General features: G+C 73.4%; 14 protein-coding genes and 1 pseudogene. 10 read left to right on the forward strand and 5 right to left on the reverse strand.

Annotated features, from left to right (window positions below; all coding sequences use genetic code 11):
- Nucleotide 1: 1 nt before the first annotated feature.
- Complete coding sequence (locus ABTZ58_RS19235; protein WP_351357722.1) at nt 2-703, forward strand: class I SAM-dependent methyltransferase; 702 nt, start codon at nt 2-4, stop codon at nt 701-703.
- A gap of 58 nt (nt 704-761) precedes the next feature.
- Here ABTZ58_RS19235 and ABTZ58_RS19240 read toward each other — a convergent pair whose 3' ends face one another.
- Nucleotides 762-974, reverse strand: a complete 213-nt coding sequence (locus ABTZ58_RS19240) for a hypothetical protein (protein ID WP_309096445.1) — start codon at nt 972-974, stop codon at nt 762-764.
- Nucleotides 975-1,196: 222 nt separating this feature from the next.
- On the opposite strand from ABTZ58_RS19240, the gene ABTZ58_RS19245 reads away from it, so the two are divergent.
- On the forward strand, nt 1,197-2,396 hold the full coding sequence (locus tag ABTZ58_RS19245; protein ID WP_351357726.1) for a bifunctional adenosylcobinamide kinase/adenosylcobinamide-phosphate guanylyltransferase: 1,200 nt from the start codon (nt 1,197-1,199) through the stop codon (nt 2,394-2,396).
- Between the two features lie 18 nt (nt 2,397-2,414).
- Here ABTZ58_RS19245 and ABTZ58_RS19250 read toward each other — a convergent pair whose 3' ends face one another.
- The gene (locus ABTZ58_RS19250; RefSeq protein WP_351357729.1) at nt 2,415-3,455 is read right to left on the reverse strand and encodes a class I SAM-dependent methyltransferase; all 1,041 of its coding nucleotides are present in this window, start codon (nt 3,453-3,455) and stop codon (nt 2,415-2,417) included.
- A gap of 187 nt (nt 3,456-3,642) precedes the next feature.
- On the opposite strand from ABTZ58_RS19250, the gene cobT reads away from it, so the two are divergent.
- Nucleotides 3,643-4,782 carry a nicotinate-nucleotide--dimethylbenzimidazole phosphoribosyltransferase gene (gene cobT / locus ABTZ58_RS19255; RefSeq protein WP_351357732.1) on the forward strand — a complete coding sequence of 380 codons (1,140 nt, stop codon included), beginning with the start codon at nt 3,643-3,645 and terminating at the stop codon, nt 4,780-4,782.
- Between the two features lie 443 nt (nt 4,783-5,225).
- Nucleotides 5,226-5,923 (forward strand): annotated as a pseudogene (locus ABTZ58_RS19260) (hypothetical protein).
- Here ABTZ58_RS19260 and ABTZ58_RS19265 read toward each other — a convergent pair.
- Entirely contained in the window at nt 5,863-6,627 is a 765-nt protein-coding gene (locus ABTZ58_RS19265) for a hypothetical protein (protein ID WP_351357735.1), read from the reverse strand. The pseudogene ABTZ58_RS19260 and the gene ABTZ58_RS19265 overlap by 61 nt on opposite strands.
- 60 nt (nt 6,628-6,687) lie before the next feature.
- On the opposite strand from ABTZ58_RS19265, the gene ABTZ58_RS19270 reads away from it, so the two are divergent.
- Entirely contained in the window at nt 6,688-7,470 is a 783-nt protein-coding gene (locus ABTZ58_RS19270; RefSeq protein ID WP_351357738.1) for an adenosylcobinamide-GDP ribazoletransferase, read from the forward strand.
- Nucleotides 7,471-7,550: 80 nt separating this feature from the next.
- Here the strand turns inward: ABTZ58_RS19270 and ABTZ58_RS19275 are convergent, their stop codons facing one another.
- Both ABTZ58_RS19275 and ABTZ58_RS19280 read right to left on the reverse strand, forming a co-directional pair.
- The gene (locus ABTZ58_RS19275) at nt 7,551-8,330 is read right to left on the reverse strand and encodes an endo alpha-1,4 polygalactosaminidase (protein WP_351357741.1); all 780 of its coding nucleotides are present in this window, start codon (nt 8,328-8,330) and stop codon (nt 7,551-7,553) included.
- Complete coding sequence (locus ABTZ58_RS19280; RefSeq protein WP_351357743.1) at nt 8,327-8,743, reverse strand: hypothetical protein; 417 nt, start codon at nt 8,741-8,743, stop codon at nt 8,327-8,329. Before ABTZ58_RS19280 ends, ABTZ58_RS19275 begins: the two co-directional genes overlap by 4 nt.
- Before the next feature lie 366 nt (nt 8,744-9,109).
- On the opposite strand from ABTZ58_RS19280, the gene ABTZ58_RS19285 reads away from it, so the two are divergent.
- The 5 genes from ABTZ58_RS19285 (at nt 9,110) to aceE (ending at nt 18,065) form a co-directional block, all read left to right on the forward strand.
- Nucleotides 9,110-10,636, forward strand: coding sequence for a leucyl aminopeptidase (locus tag ABTZ58_RS19285; protein ID WP_351357746.1), 1,527 nt, complete (start codon nt 9,110-9,112; stop codon nt 10,634-10,636).
- Between the two features lie 272 nt (nt 10,637-10,908).
- Complete coding sequence (gene lpdA, locus ABTZ58_RS19290) at nt 10,909-12,297, forward strand: dihydrolipoyl dehydrogenase (protein WP_309096272.1); 1,389 nt, start codon at nt 10,909-10,911, stop codon at nt 12,295-12,297.
- Between the two features lie 61 nt (nt 12,298-12,358).
- Nucleotides 12,359-14,215, forward strand: coding sequence for a 2-oxoglutarate dehydrogenase, E2 component, dihydrolipoamide succinyltransferase (sucB, locus tag ABTZ58_RS19295; protein WP_351357750.1), 1,857 nt, complete (start codon nt 12,359-12,361; stop codon nt 14,213-14,215).
- A gap of 256 nt (nt 14,216-14,471) precedes the next feature.
- The gene (locus ABTZ58_RS19300; RefSeq protein ID WP_309096270.1) at nt 14,472-15,095 is read left to right on the forward strand and encodes a GntR family transcriptional regulator; all 624 of its coding nucleotides are present in this window, start codon (nt 14,472-14,474) and stop codon (nt 15,093-15,095) included.
- A 267-nt stretch (nt 15,096-15,362) separates the two neighbouring features.
- Nucleotides 15,363-18,065, forward strand: coding sequence for a pyruvate dehydrogenase (acetyl-transferring), homodimeric type (aceE, locus tag ABTZ58_RS19305; protein WP_351357753.1), 2,703 nt, complete (start codon nt 15,363-15,365; stop codon nt 18,063-18,065).
- The last annotated feature ends 30 nt before the right edge of the window (nt 18,066-18,095 follow it).

Raw genomic sequence — 18,095 nt, forward strand, 5'->3', positions numbered from 1 at the left:
GGTGGCCCGCCAGCTGGACGAGCAGATAGTCGGGCGTTTCCCGGTCGGCCGGCGGCTGCGGGTGCTCGACGTCGGGATGGGCCAGGGCACGCAGGCGCTGCGGCTGGCCCGGGCCGGGCACCAGGTGACCGGTCTGGAGCAGGACGCGACGATGATCGCCGCGGCCCGTCAGTCCCTCGCCGGGGAACCGGAGGGCATCCGGGAGCGGATGCGGATCATCGAGGGGGACGGCCGGGACACCGGCGTGCACTTCCTGCCCGGCAGCTTCGACGTGGTGCTCTGCCACGGCGTGCTCATGTACGTCGAGGAGCCGGACCCGCTGCTGGCGGGCCTGGCCCGGATGCTCGCGCCGGGCGGGCTGCTGTCGCTCCTGGTACGCAACGGGGACGCGCTCGCGATGCGGCCGGGGCTGTCCGGCGACTGGGCCGGCGCGCTGGCCGCGTTCGACACGACGGCCTACCGGAACCGGCTCGGGCTCGACGTACGGGCCGACCGGCTGAAGGACCTCACGGCGACGCTCGCGGGGATCGGGGCGCCGCTGCACACCTGGTACGGCGTGCGGGTGTTCACCGACACGGCGGCGGACGGCGCCGAGGCCCCGGCCGACGTCGAGACGCTCCTGGCGGTGGAGGAGAAGGCCGGTCGGACGGATCCGTACCGCGGGGTGGCGGCGCTGCTGCACCTGTGCGGCGTACGGGGCTGACGCCGGGCGGACCGGGCGACCGGGGTGGGCGAGGGCCGTGGGGCCCCCGCCCCGCGGCTCACGCCTCGGCCGCGTGCAGGCTCATCGGCCCGTAGATCTCCGTGGCGTCCTCGAACAGCCGCACCTGGTCGGCGCCGCCCTCCTGCAGTGCCTTCCAGTGCTCCCCGATCCAGGACTCGGCGTCCCCCTGGGTGGGGAACTCCTCCGGCGGCACCGCGGGCTCGACCTCCGTCCCGTCGGTCTTCTCGAACCGCCACGTCCATGCCGCCATGTACGCCTCCCATGTGTGAGCACACTGCACAGCGAGAGGCCGGATCCAGGTCCGGCTCCCGATCCGAGCCTATGCGCTCCGCGGGTGGGGCGGGACATGTGGCCGGATGTGCGGGGTTATCGGGTCTGTGCGGGTCGTGAGGGCTGGTCGCGCAGTTCCCCGCGCCCCCTTCGGGGACGTCGCCGACACGCGTGTCGCATGCTCGCGGGTGAGAATCGGGGCGTGGAACTGACTTTGCTCGGCACCGGTGCGCCCGCGGGACTCCCCCGCCCCGACTGTCCCTGCGCGGTCTGCGCGACCGCTCTGGGGCCGGACGCGCGGGCGGCCACCGCACTGCTCCTGGACGGGGTGCTGCTGCTGGACCTGACGCCCGGGGCGGCGTTCGCCGCGGCGCGCGCGGGCCGGTCGCTGACCGGCGTGCGGCAGGTGCTGCTGTCGCATCCGCACGACGGCCCCGCCGTGGAGGTGCCCGCGGGACTGCCGCAGCCGGGGCGGGTGCCGGACGGACGGGAGTTGACGCTGCTGACCGGGCACCGGGTGCGGGCCGTGGCGCTGGACGCGCCGGGCACCGGGTACGCGGTGACCGGGCCGGAGGGGCAGCGGCTGCTGTACCTGCCGCCGGGCGGGGCGCCGGCGGGCCTGGAGGAGCCGGCCGAGCCCTACGACATGGTGCTGCTGGACGTCGTGGGGCGGCCGGACGCGCTGGCGAAGCTGCGGGCGGTGGGGGCGGTGGGGCCGACGACCGACGTGGTCGCCGTGCACCTGGACCACGACGTGCCGCCGGGCCCGGAACTCGGGCGGCGGCTCGCGGCGGCCGGGGCGCGTGCGGTGCCGGACGGGGCGGCGCTGGCGGTCGGGGCGTACGAGGACGTGCCGGACGTGCCGCGCCGGACGCTGGTGCTGGGCGGGGCGCGCTCGGGGAAGTCCGTGGAGGCCGAGCGGCGTCTGGAGGCCTTCCCGGACGTGCTGTACGTGGCGACGGGCGGGTCGCGCAACGGGGACACCGAGTGGTCGGCGCGGGTGTCCGCGCACCGGGAGCGGCGGCCCGGGTCGTGGCGGACGGCCGAGACCTGCGATCTGGTGCCGCTGCTGGAGGCGGAGGGGCCGCCGCTGCTCATCGACTGCCTGTCGCTGTGGCTGACGGACGCGATGGACGCGGCCGGGGCGTGGGACGACGCGGTGTGGGCGGAGCGGGGCGAGAAGGTACTGCGGGAGCGGGTGCGGGAGCTGACGGAGGCGGTGCGGGCCACGCGCCGGACAGTGGTCGCCGTGTCCAACGAGGTGGGGTCGGGGATCGTCCCGGCGACGGCGTCGGGCCGGCGGTACCGGGACGAACTCGGGCGGCTGAACGCGGGGTTCGCGGACGAGTGCGAGCACGTGCTGCTGGTGGTGGCCGGGCAGGCCGTGGTGCTCAGGGGCTGACGGGCCAGGACACCCCTCTCAGGCGGCCTTGCGGGCGATCAGTCTGTAGGCGTTCGCGAAGCGGGTGCGGCGGGCCACCGGGGCGACGAGGTGGTCGGCCAGCGCCGCCAGGGCCACCAGCGGCATGCCCGCGCGGAGCAGGGCCTCACGGGCGTGGCGGTGCACCGCGGGCGGCGGGATCGCCCGCCAGGGCGCGTCGGGGGCCGGCAGGGCGTGGGAGAGGGTCAGGGCCAGGGCGCCGGAGAGGTCGTGGGGGACGTGCGCGGAGCGGTGGTCCACGGTGACGATCGTGCAGCCGGCCGCCTCCAGTTCGGCCCGCAGGTTCCGCGGGGGCATCAGGTGGAGGTGGCGCGGCTGGTCGTAGGCGAGCCACCAGCGGCCCAGGAGCGCGGCGAAGACGCTGCCGGGGTCGAGGGTCTCGACCAGGAGGTGACCGCCCGGGCGCAGGACGCCAAGGGCCGCCTGGAGTTCCGCCCGCGGATCCGGCGTGCCCTCCAGATGGTGGAGCATGCTGACCACGTCGTAGCGGTCGCGCAGCGGCGCCACGATCCGGGGGTCGGTCAGGCGCCCGACGTGGGCCTCCTCGACGCGGTCGGCCGAGCGGGCGCGGACCACGCGGGGCGAGGGGTCCAGGCCGTCGAACGCGGTGTAGGGGAAGAACTCCCGGGCGGTCGCCGGGAAACGCGCGTGGCCCGTGCCCACGTCCAGCCAGCTCTCCGGTTCCCCGAAGCGCCGCATCGCGCGGGCGGCCGAGCGGTGCCGTCCGCGGCTGCCGCGCAGGGCGAGCAGTCCGTCGCTGGCCGGGTCCCTGGGTGCCCCGCGCACGGTCCGGTGGTACAGGGCGAGGCCCTCGGCGGTCAGGCGGGGGTTCTGGAAGGTGTGGCCGCAGTCCCGGCACGCGTCGACGGTGAACCCGCCCGGCTTGTACTGCCGCAGGTCACCGGTGCGCAGCCGGTTGCGCAGCCGGGCGGAACCGCACCAGGGGCAGTCCTCGCGGCGCGGTTCGTGGACCCGTGCGGTCGCTTGCGGGGCGGCGGCGGAGGCGGGATGTGCGGGCATGGGCGGCTCCCGGGCGCTAGGGCGTACGCGGGGTCGTCCGGCGGGGGTCGGTGGACGACCGGTACGGCACGACAATCCGCTGCAAAACGGAACGTATGGGATGCCGGTGCCGGGTGCAACGACGTCGTCCCGGCGGTGTGGTGATGTGGCGCCGTGCTGTTCGATCGGTGCCGGTACTGTTCGGCGAATGAGCTCGCTTAATCTCGACGACTTCTCCGATCTGATCGAGCGTCCGGACGGCGGGATCCGCCGAGACGCCGAGGCGCGCCGGGAGCGACAGGTCGTGCCGCCCGGGTCGCTGGGCCGGCTCGACGACCTGGGTGAGTGGCTGGCGGCGGCGCAGTCGGCCGTGCCGGTGCGGCCGGTCGAGCGGCCGCGGGTGGTGCTCTTCGCCGGTGACCACGGCGTCGCGGAGCTCGGCGTGTCGGCCCGGCCGGCGGGCAGCGCCGGGGAGTTGGTGCGCGAGGTGCTGGAGGGCGGCCGGCCGGTGTCGGTGCTGGCCCGCCGGCTGGGCGTGCCGGTGCGGATCGTCGACATGGCCCTGGACTGCGACCCCGAGAGCCTGCCCGGGGACGTCGTACGGCACCGGGTGCGGCGCGGCAGCGGGCGGATCGACATCGAGGACGCGCTCAGTCCCGAGGAGGCCGAGGCGGCGTTCCGGACCGGGGTCGCGGTGGCCGACGAGGAGGCCGACTCGGGGACCGACCTCATCGTCCTGGGCGATGTGAGCGTCGGCGGGACGACGGCGGCGGGCGTGCTGGTCGCGGCGCTGTGCGGGGTCGACGCGTCGGTCGTGACCGGGCGCGGCGGGCTGGCCATCGACGACCTGGCGTGGATGCGCAAGTGCGCGGCGATCCGGGACGCGCTGCGCCGGGCCCGGCCGGTGCTCGGGGACCAGTTGCGGTTGCTGGCGACGGTGGGCGGGGCCGACCTCGCGGCGATGACGGGGTTCCTGCTGCAGTGCGCGGTGCGGAAGCTGCCGGTGGTGCTCGACGGGGTCGTGACGGCCGCGTGCGCCCTGGTCGGGCAGCGGATCGCGTTCCGCGCGCCGGACTGGTGGCTGGCCGCGCACGACAGCGGGGAGCCCGGGCAGGCGAAGGCGCTGGACCGGATGGCCCTGGAGCCGCTCCTCACCCACGGGGTGACGGTCGGCGAGGGCACCGGGGGCCTGCTGGCCCTGCCCTTGATCCAGTCGGCCGCGGCCCTGGCAGCGGACCTGCCGGAGAGGGCCGGGGAGCCGGAGGAAACCCTGGCCGAGGACCGGGCCGGAGCTGAGGAGCCGGCCGGGGCTGAGGAGCCGGCCGGGGCCGAGGACCGGGCGGGCTAGGGGCCGGCAGGGGCCGAGAACCAGGCGAACCGGAGCAGCGGGCATGGCCGAGGGCTTCGGCGGTGCGCCGAGGACCGGGTAGGGCTCCGGTGCCGGCAGAGCCACGAGGAGCAGGACCGGCTCGGGAGGCGGGCGGGCCCCGGGGACCGGGCAGGGCACCCGCGCAAAGCCCCGCCCCGGCAAGGCCCCGCGCCCCGACGAAGCCCCCCGCCGCGCCGAAGCCCCGCGCGTGCCGCAGCGCAAGGCTGACTCGGGGAATCGGTACCGGCTCGCGCAGTGAGGAGTCCGCGGTGGGTGCCGGGGGTCGGTGTACGGGACAGTCACGTCACGCACGCTCGGCTCGACCTCGTCCGCTTCCGGGCGGTCTACGCCCATCGTGTCGGCTATGTCGGCTTGACCGGACCGCAGGCACCCGCTGTCGCACGGACGGGACGACCGACCCGATGACCACGCTCGTCCGCTGGGCCCGCGCCGAATGGGGGCCGCTGTACGCGGCGGTGCGCGGCCCGCTGCGGACCCGGCGGTGGCGGGCCGCGCCGATGGCAGCGGGGGCCGTGTGCCTCACGGCCGTGCTGCACTTCGCGCACCGTCAGGCCTGGGGCCACCGGTTCGTCGAGAACGTGGGCGCCGTGCGGGCCGGGGATCCGCTGCGGCTCGCGCTGCCGCGGACACCGCTGTCGCTGTTCGTGCCCGCGCTGGACCTGCCGGTCCGGGGTGCGCTGGCCCAGGTCCTGCTGGTGTCCGGCATCGCGGAGCTGAGCCTGGGCCGGTGGCGGACGCTCGCCCTGGCCTGCGCCGCCACCCTCGCGGGCACGCTCTACGCACGCCTGGGCATCCGGCTGGGCCCGGACTCGCCGCTGGGGCTGCCCGCCTCCGGCAGGTGGGTCGTGGACACGGGACCGTCCGCGGCGGTCGTGGGCCTTGCGGTGTTCCTGGGACGGCGCCACCGCGCGTACGTCACGGCCTCGGTGGTGATCCTCGCGACGGTGGCCGAGGTGGCCCCGAAGGAGAACCTCGCCGGCAGGGAGCACCTCGCGGCGATCACGGCGGCCTGGTGCTGTGCGCGCTCGGCGGGCTGCGTCAGCGGCGTTCCAGGGACCGGGCCGGCTGCGGGTCGGGCGCGCCGCCGAGCCAGTCCTGAAAGGTCCGCCGGGGACCCACCCAGCGCCGGTCGTGGTGGTAGGCCCGCAGCCCGGACCTGGCCCGGGCCCTGGGGCGGCTGCGGTAGAACCGCTTGGCCCACACAGAGGTCGGGCGGGCCAGCCGTACGGCCGCGATCAGGGCGACCAGCGGGACGATCAGGCCCACCACCGCGAGGCGGAGTTTGCCCTTGAACAGGGCGATGAGGGCGAAGGCGAAGTTGACCAGGACGTTGACGAGGACGGCGGCGCGGTTCTGCTGCTGGTCCTCGGACAGGTCGTCCACGCCCAGCGGCGAGAAGCCGATCAGCAGCAGTCCGACGAGCGAGGCGGTGAGGACGACCATCTCCACGCTCTTGCGGCCGTCCGGGCTCCAGTAGACGTCCGCCAGGTGCAGGACCAGGGCGAACTCGTCGAGGACGAGGCCCGCTCCGATGCCGAAGAGCACCGCCGCCAGGCAGGAGCCGAAGCCGTGCCGGCCGCCCGCGACCGCGCCGAAGCCGCCGATGAGCATGAGGATGACACCGGGGACGACGTGGTGGACGTGGACACCGCCGCTGCCGCTGATGTTGCGGAAGGGGCCCTTGCCCGCCCGGATGAGGCGGGTGATGACCCGGGTGATCAGGAAGGTCAGCACGAAGGCGACGAGGGCCAGGAGCAGCGGAAGCTTCCCGGGTTCGATGATGTTCCGCTCCAGCCATCCCATATGTGAACTTTATCCTCGGCCCGCGCGTCCGCTCTCCTGACCGGCCGGTAGCCTGCGCCGGTGACCGGAACCTCGCCCCTCGACGGAGTCCGCTTCGCCTTCGGCACGCTCACGGTGTTCCCGGTCCGGGTGACGCGCTGGGACCGGGAGGCGGCGCGCGGCGGCATGCTGTGCGCGCCGCTGGCCGGTCTGGCGGTCGGCGCCGCGGCCGCCGCCACGGGGCTGGTGCTGCTGCTCCTCGGGGCGGGCGCGCCGCTCGCGGCCGTGGCCGGGGTCGCCGTGCCGGCCGCGCTCACCCGGGGGCTGCACCTGGACGGGCTCGCGGACACCGCCGACGGGCTGGGCAGCGGGAAGCCGGCCGGGGACGCGCTGCGGATCATGAAGCAGTCGGACATCGGCCCGTTCGGCGTCATCGCCCTCGTCCTGGTCCTGCTGGCGCAGGTCGCCGCGCTCGCCCAGACCTACGAGGCTTCCTGGGCCCGGGGCGCGTGCGCCACCGTCGTCTCCGCGGCCGTCGCCCGGCTGGCCCTGACCCTGGCGGCCCGGGCCGGGGTGCCGGCGGCGCGCCCGGAGGGTCTCGGGGCGGCCGTCGCGGGTGTGCTGCCGGTGCGGGCGGCCCTCGGCGTCACGGTCGCCGTCACGGCGGTGGCGGCAGCGGCCGGGGCCGCCCTCGGTCCGTACGACGTGGTGCGTGGTGTGCTCGCGGTCCTGCTCGCCCTGGCCGCCGCCGAGGCGCTGCTGCGGCACTGCGTGCGGCGGTTCGGCGGGGTGACGGGGGACGTGTTCGGCGGGCTCGCGGAGACGGCGGCGACGGTCTCGCTGGTCGTCCTGTCGCTGGGCTGACTGTCACCGGCCGGTGCTCCTGCCCGGCCGGCGCTCCCTCGCCGACCGGGTCGCGGGCGAGGCGGTCACGGGCGCCGGGCTCAGCACTCCCGCCGCCACGCACCCAGTTCGTACTTCTTGAGCAGCGAACTCAGCTTCAGGCGGCGGGACTCGGCGCAGAAGCGCCCGGTGGGCACCTCGTACTCGACGTGGAAGACCGCCTTGCCCGCCTCGACGAACGGCTTCAGGGCGCCGCACTCGCCGTACTGGGCGCACTGTTCGTTGACCGCGAAGTCGAAGTCGCCGACCAGTTCCGGGATCTGGTCGAGGTCGTTCTTCAGTCCGACGGCAAGGCCCCGGTCGTGGGCCAGGCGGGCGATGAGGCGGTTGTAGCGGAGCTGGTCGGCGGCCGTGAGCGGGAAGCCCGTGGCGTTGCGGTAGCCGTCCATGTTGTCGGGCTCGACGGCGTCGAAGCCCTTGTCGCGGCACATGTCGATGCGGGCCGCCATGAGCGGTTCCAGGACGTCGGTGCGGCGGATGTCGAGCCAGCGCTCGCCCCGCCAGCCGTTGCCCCGGCCGAGGACGGCCTTCGGGAACTTCCCCGCGTCGGGGCGGAACTCCTCCCAGGCGCCCGTCGACAGGTAGCAGATGACCTTGCGGCCGTCGTCGTGCAGTCCGGCGACCGTGTCCGCGGAGTGGTCGAAGCCGTCGATGTCGTAGACCGGCACGTCGACGGAGGTGTCCAGGCGCCCGCTGAGCTGCCACTGCCAGGCGGTGCCGGGGCGGGGCTGCCAGCGGGGGCCGGGCTTGTCGTCGGGGGCCCGGGTGCAGCCGGCGAGCAGCAGGAGCAGCAGGAGGAGGGGCAGCAGCGGGCGTCTCACGAGGCGTTCTCCAGGGTGTACGGCAGGGTCCCCCAAGGATGATCTCCGGTTCCGGGCACCGCGCAGCACACCATCGCACCCCGTGCCCGGGCGAGGCAGGCCGGGTCGGCGCCGGACGGGGCCTCGTTCGGCAGGACGACGCCCTGGTACTTGGCGCGGGGCCGGCCGCCGGCCGTGTCGCTCGGGAACGACTCGGTGATCACCGGACGGCCGGTGTCGTTCGCGTCGACCGTCGTGTACGGGATGCCCGTGCTCTCGAGCGGGGCGACGACGGCCCCGACGGAGCTGTCGCCGTTGTCGGCCACCAGCACCCGCAGACCGACGCGCGGGTCCTCCGCGGCCGCCGCCCCCGGGGCCACCGCCCCGCCACGACCATGCCCGCCGCCGTCACCCCGGCGGCCGTGTTTCTCCATTTGCGCGCACAGCGCCATGGTGCCTGCCCCGGAAGATCCCCCGGGGGCCTCGTGCGTCGTCAGGAGCAGGGACCGCGGGGATCGCGCCACGCGGTGAGTAGCAGGGCGCTCACCGGATCCCGGCGAGTGTGACCCAGTTCACCGGTGTGAGGGATCAGGAAATGGCCACTACGCCACCGACAGGTCAACGACCGCAGGAATGAGCGAACGGACCCACGCGCGTAGTCTCGTCGTCGAGTGTTCGCCGCACCGGGAAGGCCCCGCGCGACCTGCTCCCCGAGGTCCGCATAGGGTCGGCTGTCGGGCCCGGTCGACCCACACCGTTCGACCATCGCAACTTCACATCGGAAGCGAGATTTCACCACCGTGACTGCTCTCACTCTCAGCACCGCCGCGGCGCCCGGTCTGCGGGCCGACGCGATCGTGATCGGTGTCGCCAAGGGAGCCAAGGGGCCGGTCGTCGCACCGGGCGCCGAGGCCGTGGACAAGGCGTACGACGGCAGGCTCGCCGGCGTCCTGGAGACGCTCGGCGCCTCCGGTGCCGAGGGCGAGGTGACGAAGCTGCCGGCGCCCTCCGGCTTCAAGGCACCGCTCGTGCTGGCGGTGGGCCTGGGCGCGGTGCCCGAGAAGGACGCCGCCTACGACGCCGAGGCCCTGCGCAAGGCCGCGGGCATCGCGGCCCGCGCGCTGGCCGGCGCCGGGAAGGCCGCCTTCGCCCTGCCGGTGACCGACGCCGCCGACGCCGGCGCGATCGGGGAGGGCGCGCTGCTCGGCGCGTACTCCTTCGACGCGTACAAGGAGAACGGCAAGGACCCCAAGGCGAAGAACGGCAAGACCCCGCTCGCCGAGGCCGTCCTGCTCGGCGGCAAGCCGCGCGACAAGGCGTACAAGGCCGCGATCGAGCGCGCCGTCGCGGTCGCGGAGGAGCTCAACCGCGCCCGCGACCTGGTCAACACCCCGCCCAACGACCTGAACCCCGAGTCCTTCGCCGCGATCGCCCAGGCCGCGGCCAAGGAGCACGGCATCAAGGTGCAGGTGCTCGACGAGAAGGCCCTGGCCAAGGGCGGCTATGGCGGCATCCTCGGGGTCGGGGCCGGCTCGGCCGCCGGACCGCGCCTGGTGAAGCTGTCCTACACCTCGTCCAAGGCGAAGAAGCACCTCGCCTTCGTCGGCAAGGGCATCACGTACGACTCGGGCGGCATCTCGCTGAAGCCGGCCGGTCACAACGAGACGATGAAGTGCGACATGAGCGGCGCGGCCGCGGTGTTCGCCGCGGTCGTCGCCGCCGCGCGGCTCGGCCTGGAGGTCAACGTCACCGGCTGGCTGGCGCTGGCCGAGAACATGCCCTCCGGGTCGGCGACCCGACCGGGCGACGTGCTGCGGATGTACAGCGGCAAGACGGTGGAGGTGCTCAACACCGACGCCGAGGGCCGGCTGGTGCTGGCGGACGCGCTGTGGGCCGCGTCGCAGGAGAAGCCGGACGCGATCGTGGACGTGGCGACGCTGACCGGGGCGATGGTGCTGGCCCTCGGCAACCGCACTTTCGGGATCATGGGCAACGACGACGCGTTCCGCACGGCGCTGTACGAGGTGGCCGAGGAGGTCGGCGAGCCGGCGTGGCCGATGCCGCTGCCGGAGCACCTGCGCAAGGGGATGGACTCGCCCACGGCCGACATCGCGAACATGGGCGAGCGGATGGGCGGCGGGCTGGTCGCCGGTCTGTTCCTGCGCGAGTTCGTGGGCGAGGGCATCACCTGGGCGCACCTGGACATCGCGGGTCCGGCGTACAACGAGGGCGGACCGTTCGGGTACACGCCGAAGGGTGGCACGGGCAGCGGTGTGCGGACGCTGGTGCGGCTGGCGGAGCTGACGGCCGCCGGGGATCTGGGCTGACCTTCGCCTGAGCGCTCGGTCTCGCCGGTCGTGTGGCGCGTGCGGGGGCGTGGGGGCTGTTCACGCAGTTCCCCGCGCCCCTTCGGGTGCTCTCGGTTGAACGTGGGGCGTCTCACACAGCAGCCCGGCGTCTCCTTGTGTGCTGACAAGTGCGAAGATGGGGCTCGGCAGGACAGGGCCCCACCGAAGGGCCGAAGAACGAGCGGCCGGACACCAGCCGCCTGCCGGTCAGTGAAGACCGGCTCACGGCGCACATGCATGGAGGACGTGACGTGGCGAACGACGCCAGCACCGTTTTCGACCTAGTGATCCTCGGCGGTGGCAGCGGTGGTTACGCCGCGGCCCTGCGCGGGGCGCAGCTGGGCCTGGACGTCGCCCTGATCGAGAAGGACAAGGTCGGCGGCACCTGCCTGCACCGGGGCTGCATCCCCACCAAGGCCCTGCTGCACGCGGGCGAGATCGCCGACCAGGCTCGCGAGAGCGAGCAGTTCGGTGTGAAGGCCAGCTTCGAGGGCATCGACATCGCCGGTGTCCACAAGTACAAGGACGGCGTGATCGCCGGTCTGTACAAGGGCCTGCAGGGTCTGGTCGCCTCCCGCAAGGTGACCTACATCGAGGGTGAGGGCCGGCTGTCCTCCCCCACCTCCGTCGACGTGAACGGCCGCCGCGTGGAGGGCCGTCACGTCCTGCTCGCGACCGGCTCCGTGCCGAAGTCGCTGCCGGGCCTGGAGATCGACGGCAACCGGATCATCTCCTCCGACCACGCCCTCGTCCTGGACCGCGTGCCGAAGTCCGCGATCATCCTCGGCGGCGGTGTCATCGGCGTCGAGTTCGCCTCCGCGTGGAAGTCCTTCGGTACCGACGTCACGATCGTCGAGGGCCTGAAGCACCTCGTCCCGGTCGAGGACGAGAACAGCTCGAAGCTGCTGGAGCGCGCCTTCCGCAAGCGCGGCATCAAGTTCAACCTGGGCACCTTCTTCGAGAAGGCCGAGTACACCCAGGACGGCGTCAAGGTCACCCTCGCCGACGGCAAGGAGTTCGAGGCCGAGATCCTGCTCGTCGCCATCGGCCGCGGCCCGGTCTCGCAGGGCCTGGGCTACGAGGAGCAGGGCGTCGCCATGGACCGCGGCTACGTCCTGGTCGACGAGTACATGCGCACGAACGTGCCGACCATCTCCGCCGTCGGTGACCTGGTCCCGACCCTCCAGCTCGCGCACGTCGGCTTCGCCGAGGGCATCCTGGTGGCGGAGCGTCTGGCCGGTCTGAAGACCGTGCCGATCGACTACGACGGTGTCCCGCGGGTGACGTACTGCCACCCCGAGGTCGCCTCCGTCGGCATCACCGAGGCCAAGGCCAAGGAGATCTACGGTGCGGACAAGGTCGTCGCTCTGAAGTACAACCTCGCGGGCAACGGCAGGAGCAAGATCCTGAACACCGCGGGCGAGATCAAGCTCGTCCAGGTCAAGGACGGTGCCGTGGTCGGCGTCCACATGGTCGGCGACCGCATGGGCGAGCAGGTCGGCGAAGCCCAGCTGATCTACAACTGGGAGGCGCTGCCCGCCGAGGTCGCGCAGCTGATCCACGCCCACCCGACGCAGAACGAGGCGCTCGGCGAGGCCCACCTGGCCCTGGCCGGCAAGCCCCTCCACGCGCACGACTGACCCCTCGGTCGACGAACGCGACGACAGACTTCCGCACTTTCCGTAAGGAGCAACCGAAACCATGGCGGTTTCCGTAACCCTTCCGGCGCTCGGCGAGAGCGTCACCGAGGGCACCGTCACCCGCTGGCTGAAGGCCGAGGGTGAGCGCGTCGAGGCCGACGAGCCGTTGCTCGAGGTCTCCACCGACAAGGTCGACACCGAGATCCCCTCCCCCGCCTCCGGCGTGCTGTCCTCCATCAAGGTCGCCGAGGACGAGACCGTCGAGGTCGGCGCCGAGCTGGCGCTGATCGACGACGGCAGCGGCGCCCCCGCCGCCCAGGAGGCCCCGGCCGCCCAGGAGGCCCCGGCCGCCGAGCAGGCCCCGCAGGCCGAGCAGGTCGCCGAGCCCGCCCCGGAGCCGGCCGCGGCCGCGCCCTCCACCGAGCAGGCCGCCCCGGCGCCCGCCCCGACCGCCGACGCCGCCGCCGGCGGTGGCTCCGCCCAGGGCACGGACGTCGTCCTGCCCGCGCTCGGCGAGTCCGTCACCGAGGGCACCGTCACCCGCTGGCTGAAGTCGGTCGGCGACACGGTCGAGGCCGACGAGCCGCTGCTGGAGGTGTCGACGGACAAGGTCGACACCGAGATCCCCGCCCCGGCCTCCGGCACGCTGCTGGAGATCGTGGTGGGCGAGGACGAGACCGCCGAGGTGGGCGCCAAGCTCGCCGTCATCGGCGAGGCGGGTGCCGCTCCGGCCGCCGCCCCCGCGCAGGAGGCCCCGGCCGCCCCGGCCCAGCCCGAGCCCACCCCGGCTCCGGCCCAGGCCCAGGCCCAGGCTCAGCCCGCCCCGGCCCCGCAGGCTCCGGCCCAGCCGGCTCCGGCTCCGCAGGCCCCCTCCGCCCCGGCCCCGCAGCAGCAGACCACCCCGGCTCCCGAGCCGGTCCCGTCCGCTCCCGCGCCGGCTCCGGCCCAGGCCCCGGCCGCCCCGGCCGCCGCCAAGCCGGCCGACGACGGCGCCTACGTCACCCCGCTGGTGCGCAAGCTCGCCGCCGAGCAGGGCGTCGACCTGTCCACCGTCAAGGGCACCGGAGTCGGCGGCCGCATCCGCAAGCAGGACGTCGTCGCCGCCGCCGAGGCGGCGAAGACCGCCGCCGCCACCCCGGCCCCCGCCGCTGCCGCCCCGTCGGCCGCGAAGAAGGCCCCGGCGCTGGAGGCCTCCCCGCTGCGCGGCCAGACCGTCAAGATGCCGCGCATCCGCAAGGTCATCGGCGACAACATGGTCAAGGCCCTGCACGAGCAGGCCCAGCTGTCCTCGGTCGTCGAGGTCGACGTCACCCGACTGATGAAGCTGCGCGCCCGTGCCAAGGACGCGTTCGCGGCCCGCGAGGGCGTCAAGCTCTCCCCGATGCCGTTCTTCGTCAAGGCCGCGGCCCAGGCGCTGAAGGCGCACGCGCCGATCAACGCCCGGATCAACGAGGCCGAGGGGACCATCACCTACTTCGACACCGAGAACATCGGTATCGCGGTGGACTCCGAGAAGGGCCTGATGACCCCGGTCATCAAGAACGCCGGTGACCTCAACCTCGCCGGTATCGCCAAGGCCACGGCCGACCTGGCGGGCAAGGTCCGCGCCAGCAAGATCACCCCGGACGAGCTGTCCGGCGCGACCTTCACCATCTCCAACACCGGGTCGCGCGGCGCGCTGTTCGACACGATCATCGTGCCGCCGGGCCAGGTCGCGATCCTCGGCATCGGCGCCACGGTCAAGCGCCCCGCCGTGATCGACACCGAGGACGGCCCCGTCATCGGCGTCCGGGACATGACGTACCTGACCCTGTCCTACGACCACCGCCTGGTGGACGGCGCCGACGCCGCCCGCTACCTGACGGCGGTGAAGGCCATCCTGGAAGCCGGCGAGTTCGAGGTCGAGCTCGGTCTGTGACCTTCGGTTCCACAGCTGATCGGTGCCCCGTCCGGATCCTCCGGGCGGGGCACCGTCGTACCCGGGGGCGCGGGGAACTTGCGCGACGAGCCACGAACGGCCCGCAGCCGCCCGCGGACCGTCCGGGGCGAACTCACAGGCGCCGCAAACACCGTGTAAGCCTCGTCTCACCTGCACCAGGACACCCCCGCCTGCCCCACCCACGGAGCGCACCGGCCGTATTGTCTAAGCGTCAGATCCCGACCGAGGAGCCCTCATGACCGCGCCCGTCATCCACTCGCTGCGCGAGCAGATCCGCGAGCACATCCTGGAGGGCATCATCAGCGGCCGCTGGCAGCCGGGTGAGCGGATCGTCGAGCGGCGGATCGCCACCGAACTGGAGGTCAGCCAGACCCCGGTCCGCGAGGCCCTGCGCGAACTGGAGTCGCTGCGCCTGATCGAGTCGGCCCCGAACAAGGGCGTCCGCGTCCGGAACCTGACGGCCGCCGACCTGGAGGAGAGCTACCCGGTCCGGGCCGGCCTGGAGGCCATCGCGGCGGAGCTGGCCGCCCGGACTCTCGCCGAGGACTGCTCGGCGCTGGAACCGCACGTCAGCGCCCTGTACGAGGCCGACCGCGTCTCCGACGGCACGGCCCAGGTCCGGCACACCGTCGCCTTCCACCGCGAACTGGTCCGCGCCGCCGGCAACTCGGTGCTCCTGCACACCTGGGAAGGCCTCGGCATCGAGGTGTTCACGGCCCTGTCCATCCGCTGGCTCGGCACTCAGCAGCAGTCCTACGCCGAGGAACACGAGGAGCTGGTCGCCGCCTTCAAGCGCCGCGACCCCCGGATCGCCGAGCTGGTGAAGGCGCACGTGCTGGGCTGCGCGCCCCGGGCGTGACACCCGAGCGCAACCCCGCTCAAACGCCTCCGACCTGCGGAAACCCTACGGAAAACGGTCACCGCGTGCCACCGTCGGCGGCACCCCGTGCCTACTTTCTCGTGATCAAGAGGTTTTATCCCTCAACCCTTTGATCGATCATCGATCAGCGAGTTACAGTCGCCGACGGGCTTGCCACCCAAGCCTCAGCCCTGTCCTGCCAAAGACAAAGGGCACCCCCGATCCCCTTACGTGAGGGAACCCCCTTCGACTGAGGAAGGCGGCGACATGACCGACCCCAACGCCATCCAGGCCAGCGAGCTCGACCAGCTCCCCGACCGGGACCCGGAGGAGACCGCCGAATGGCAGGCCTCTCTGGACGCGGTCACCAAGGCAGCCGGGCCGCACCGTGCCGCGTACCTGATGCGCCGCACGCTGGAGCGCGCCGAGGGCGCCGGCATCGCGCTGCCGAAGCTCCTCGAGACCGACTACGTCAACACCATCCCCACCGCCGCCGAGCCGGACGTGCCCGGTGACGAGGCGATGGAGCAGCGGATCACCGCGTGGAACCGCTGGAACGCGGCCGCGATGGTGACCCGGGGCAGCAAGTACGGCGTCGGTGGCCACATCGCCACCTTCGCCTCCGCCGCCTGGCTCTACGAGACCGGCTTCAACCACTTCTTCAAGGGCAAGGAGACCGACGGCTCCGGCGACCAGCTCTACATCCAGGGCCACGCCTCCCCCGGCATCTACGCCCGCGCGTTCCTGGACGGCCGGCTGAGCGAGCAGCAGCTCGACAACTTCCGCCGGGAGACGGGCGGCAACGGCCTGCCCTCCTACCCGCACCCGCGCCGCCTGCCCTGGCTGTGGGAGTTCCCGACGGTCTCCATGGGCCTCGGTCCGCTGTCGGCCATCTACCAGGCGCGCTTCAACCGCTACCTGACCAACCGCGGCATCAAGGACACCTCCGCCTCGCACGTGTGGGCGTTCCTCGGCGACGGCGAGATGGACGAGCCCGAGTCGACGGCGGCCCTGGCGCTCGCGGCCCGTGAGGAGCTGGACAACCTCACGTTCGTCATCAACTGCAACCTGCAGCGCCTGGACGGCCCGGTCCGCGCCAACTTCAAGATCGTGCAGGAGCTGGAGGCCCAGTTCCGCGGCGCCGGCTGGAACGTGATCAAGACGCTGTGGGGCACGGCCTGGGACGAGCTGTTCCGGCTCGACACCACGGGCGCGCTGGTACGCCGCCTGCGCCAGGTACCGGACGCGCAGATCCAGACGTACCAGACGCGCGACGCGGCCTACATCCGCCAGGACTTCTTCGGCGCCGACCCGGCGCTGGTGGAGATGGCGAAGCTGCTGAGCGACGACAAGATCCTGGAGTGCTTCCACCTCTCGCGCGGTGGTCACGAGGCGCGCAAGGTGTACGCCGCGTACAAGGCCGCCGTCGAGCACAAGGGCGCGCCGACCGTGATCCTGGCCCAGACGGTCAAGGGCCACACCCTCGGCGAGGGCTTCGCGTCGAAGAACGCCAACCACCAGATGAAGAAGCTCTCGGTGGACGAGTTCAAGAACATGCGCGACCTGCTCGGCCTGCCGATCAAGGACAGCGACTTCGTCGACGGCGTGGTCCCCTACGGCCACCCCGGCGCCGACTCCCCCGAGGTGCGCTACCTCCAGGAGCGGCGTGCCGCCCTCGGCGGTCCGGCCCCGGCCCGGCGCGTGCACCCGGTCGCCCCGCTGCCCGCCCCGGCGGAGAAGGCGTTCGCCTCCTTCGACAAGGGCTCCGGCTCGCAGAACGTGGCCACCACCATGGCGTTCGTCCGCCTGGTCAAGGATCTGGTCCGCGACAAGGAGACGGGCAGGCGCTGGGTGCCGATCGTCCCGGACGAGGCCCGTACCTTCGGTATGGAGTCGCTGTTCCCGTCGCTCGGCATCTACTCGCCCAAGGGCCAGACGTACGAGCCGGTCGACCGTGACCAGCTGATGTACTACAAGGAGGCCAAGAACGGCCAGATCCTCAACGAGGGGATCACCGAGGCCGGTTCGATGGCCGACTTCATCGCCGCTTCGACGTCGTACGCGACGCACGGCGAGGCGATGATCCCGTTCTACATCTTCTACTCGATGTTCGGCTGGCAGCGCACGGCCGACCAGATGTGGCAGCTCGGCGACCAGCTCGGCCGCGGCTTCCTCGTCGGCGCCACGGCCGGCCGCACCACCCTGACCGGTGAGGGCCTGCAGCACGCCGACGGCCACTCCCCCGTCATCGCCGCGACCAACCCGGCGGCCCTCACGTACGACCCGGCGTTCGCCTACGAGGTCGCGGCCATCGTCAAGGAGGGGCTGCGCCGGATGTACGGCGAGGCGGCCCCGGGCGAGGACCAGGACGTCTTCTACTACCTGACCGTCTACAACGAGCCGCTGCCGCAGCCGGCGAAGCCGGCCGTCGCCGGGATCGACGAGGGCATCGTCAAGGGCCTGTACCGCTTCAACACGGCGGAGTCGGCGGGCGTGACCGTGCCGGCGAACGCCCCGCGGATCCAGCTGCTCGGCTCCGGCACGGCGATCCACTGGGCGCTCAAGGCGCAGCGGCTGCTCGCCGAGGAGTGGGGCGTGGCGGCCGACGTGTGGTCGGCGACGTCCTGGAGCGAGCTGCGCCGGGACGCCCTGGCGGCCGACGAGGCGCTGCTGCGCGGTGAGGAGCGGGTGCCGTTCGTCCGGCAGGCGCTGCACGGCGCCGAGGGCCCGGTGCTGGCGGTCTCCGACTACATGCGCCAGGTCCCGGACCAGATCGCGCAGTGGGTGGAGCAGGACTGGTCCTCGCTGGGCGCCGACGGCTTCGGCCTGTCGGACACCCGTGAGGCGGCCCGCCGCCACTTCGGTGTCGACGCCGAGTCCATCGTCGTCGCGGCCCTGGCCCAGCTCGCCAGGCGCGGCGAGGTCAGGGCGGTGTCCGTGAAGGAAGCGCGCGAGAAGTACGGTCTGTAAGGACCGTGAACCGCAGGCCCCCGCCCCGGC

Source organism: Streptomyces sp. NPDC094143 (assembly GCF_040303825.1).
GTDB lineage: Bacteria > Actinomycetota > Actinomycetes > Streptomycetales > Streptomycetaceae > Streptomyces.

Bases quoted from the DNA above. Each gene is read 5' to 3' on its own strand.
- ABTZ58_RS19240 (WP_309096445.1), bottom strand. From the start codon at position 974: ATGGCGGCATGGACGTGGCGGTTCGAGAAGACCGACGGGACGGAGGTC.
- ABTZ58_RS19250 (WP_351357729.1), bottom strand. From the start codon at position 3,455: ATGCCCGCACATCCCGCCTCCGCCGCCGCCCCGCAAGCGACCGCACGG.
- cobT (WP_351357732.1), top strand. From the start codon at position 3,643: ATGAGCTCGCTTAATCTCGACGACTTCTCCGATCTGATCGAGCGTCCG.
- ABTZ58_RS19265 (WP_351357735.1), bottom strand. From the start codon at position 6,627: ATGGGATGGCTGGAGCGGAACATCATCGAACCCGGGAAGCTTCCGCTG.
- ABTZ58_RS19280 (WP_351357743.1), bottom strand. From the start codon at position 8,743: ATGGAGAAACACGGCCGCCGGGGTGACGGCGGCGGGCATGGTCGTGGC.
- sucB (WP_351357750.1), top strand. From the start codon at position 12,359: ATGGCGGTTTCCGTAACCCTTCCGGCGCTCGGCGAGAGCGTCACCGAG.
- ABTZ58_RS19300 (WP_309096270.1), top strand. From the start codon at position 14,472: ATGACCGCGCCCGTCATCCACTCGCTGCGCGAGCAGATCCGCGAGCAC.
- aceE (WP_351357753.1), top strand. From the start codon at position 15,363: ATGACCGACCCCAACGCCATCCAGGCCAGCGAGCTCGACCAGCTCCCC.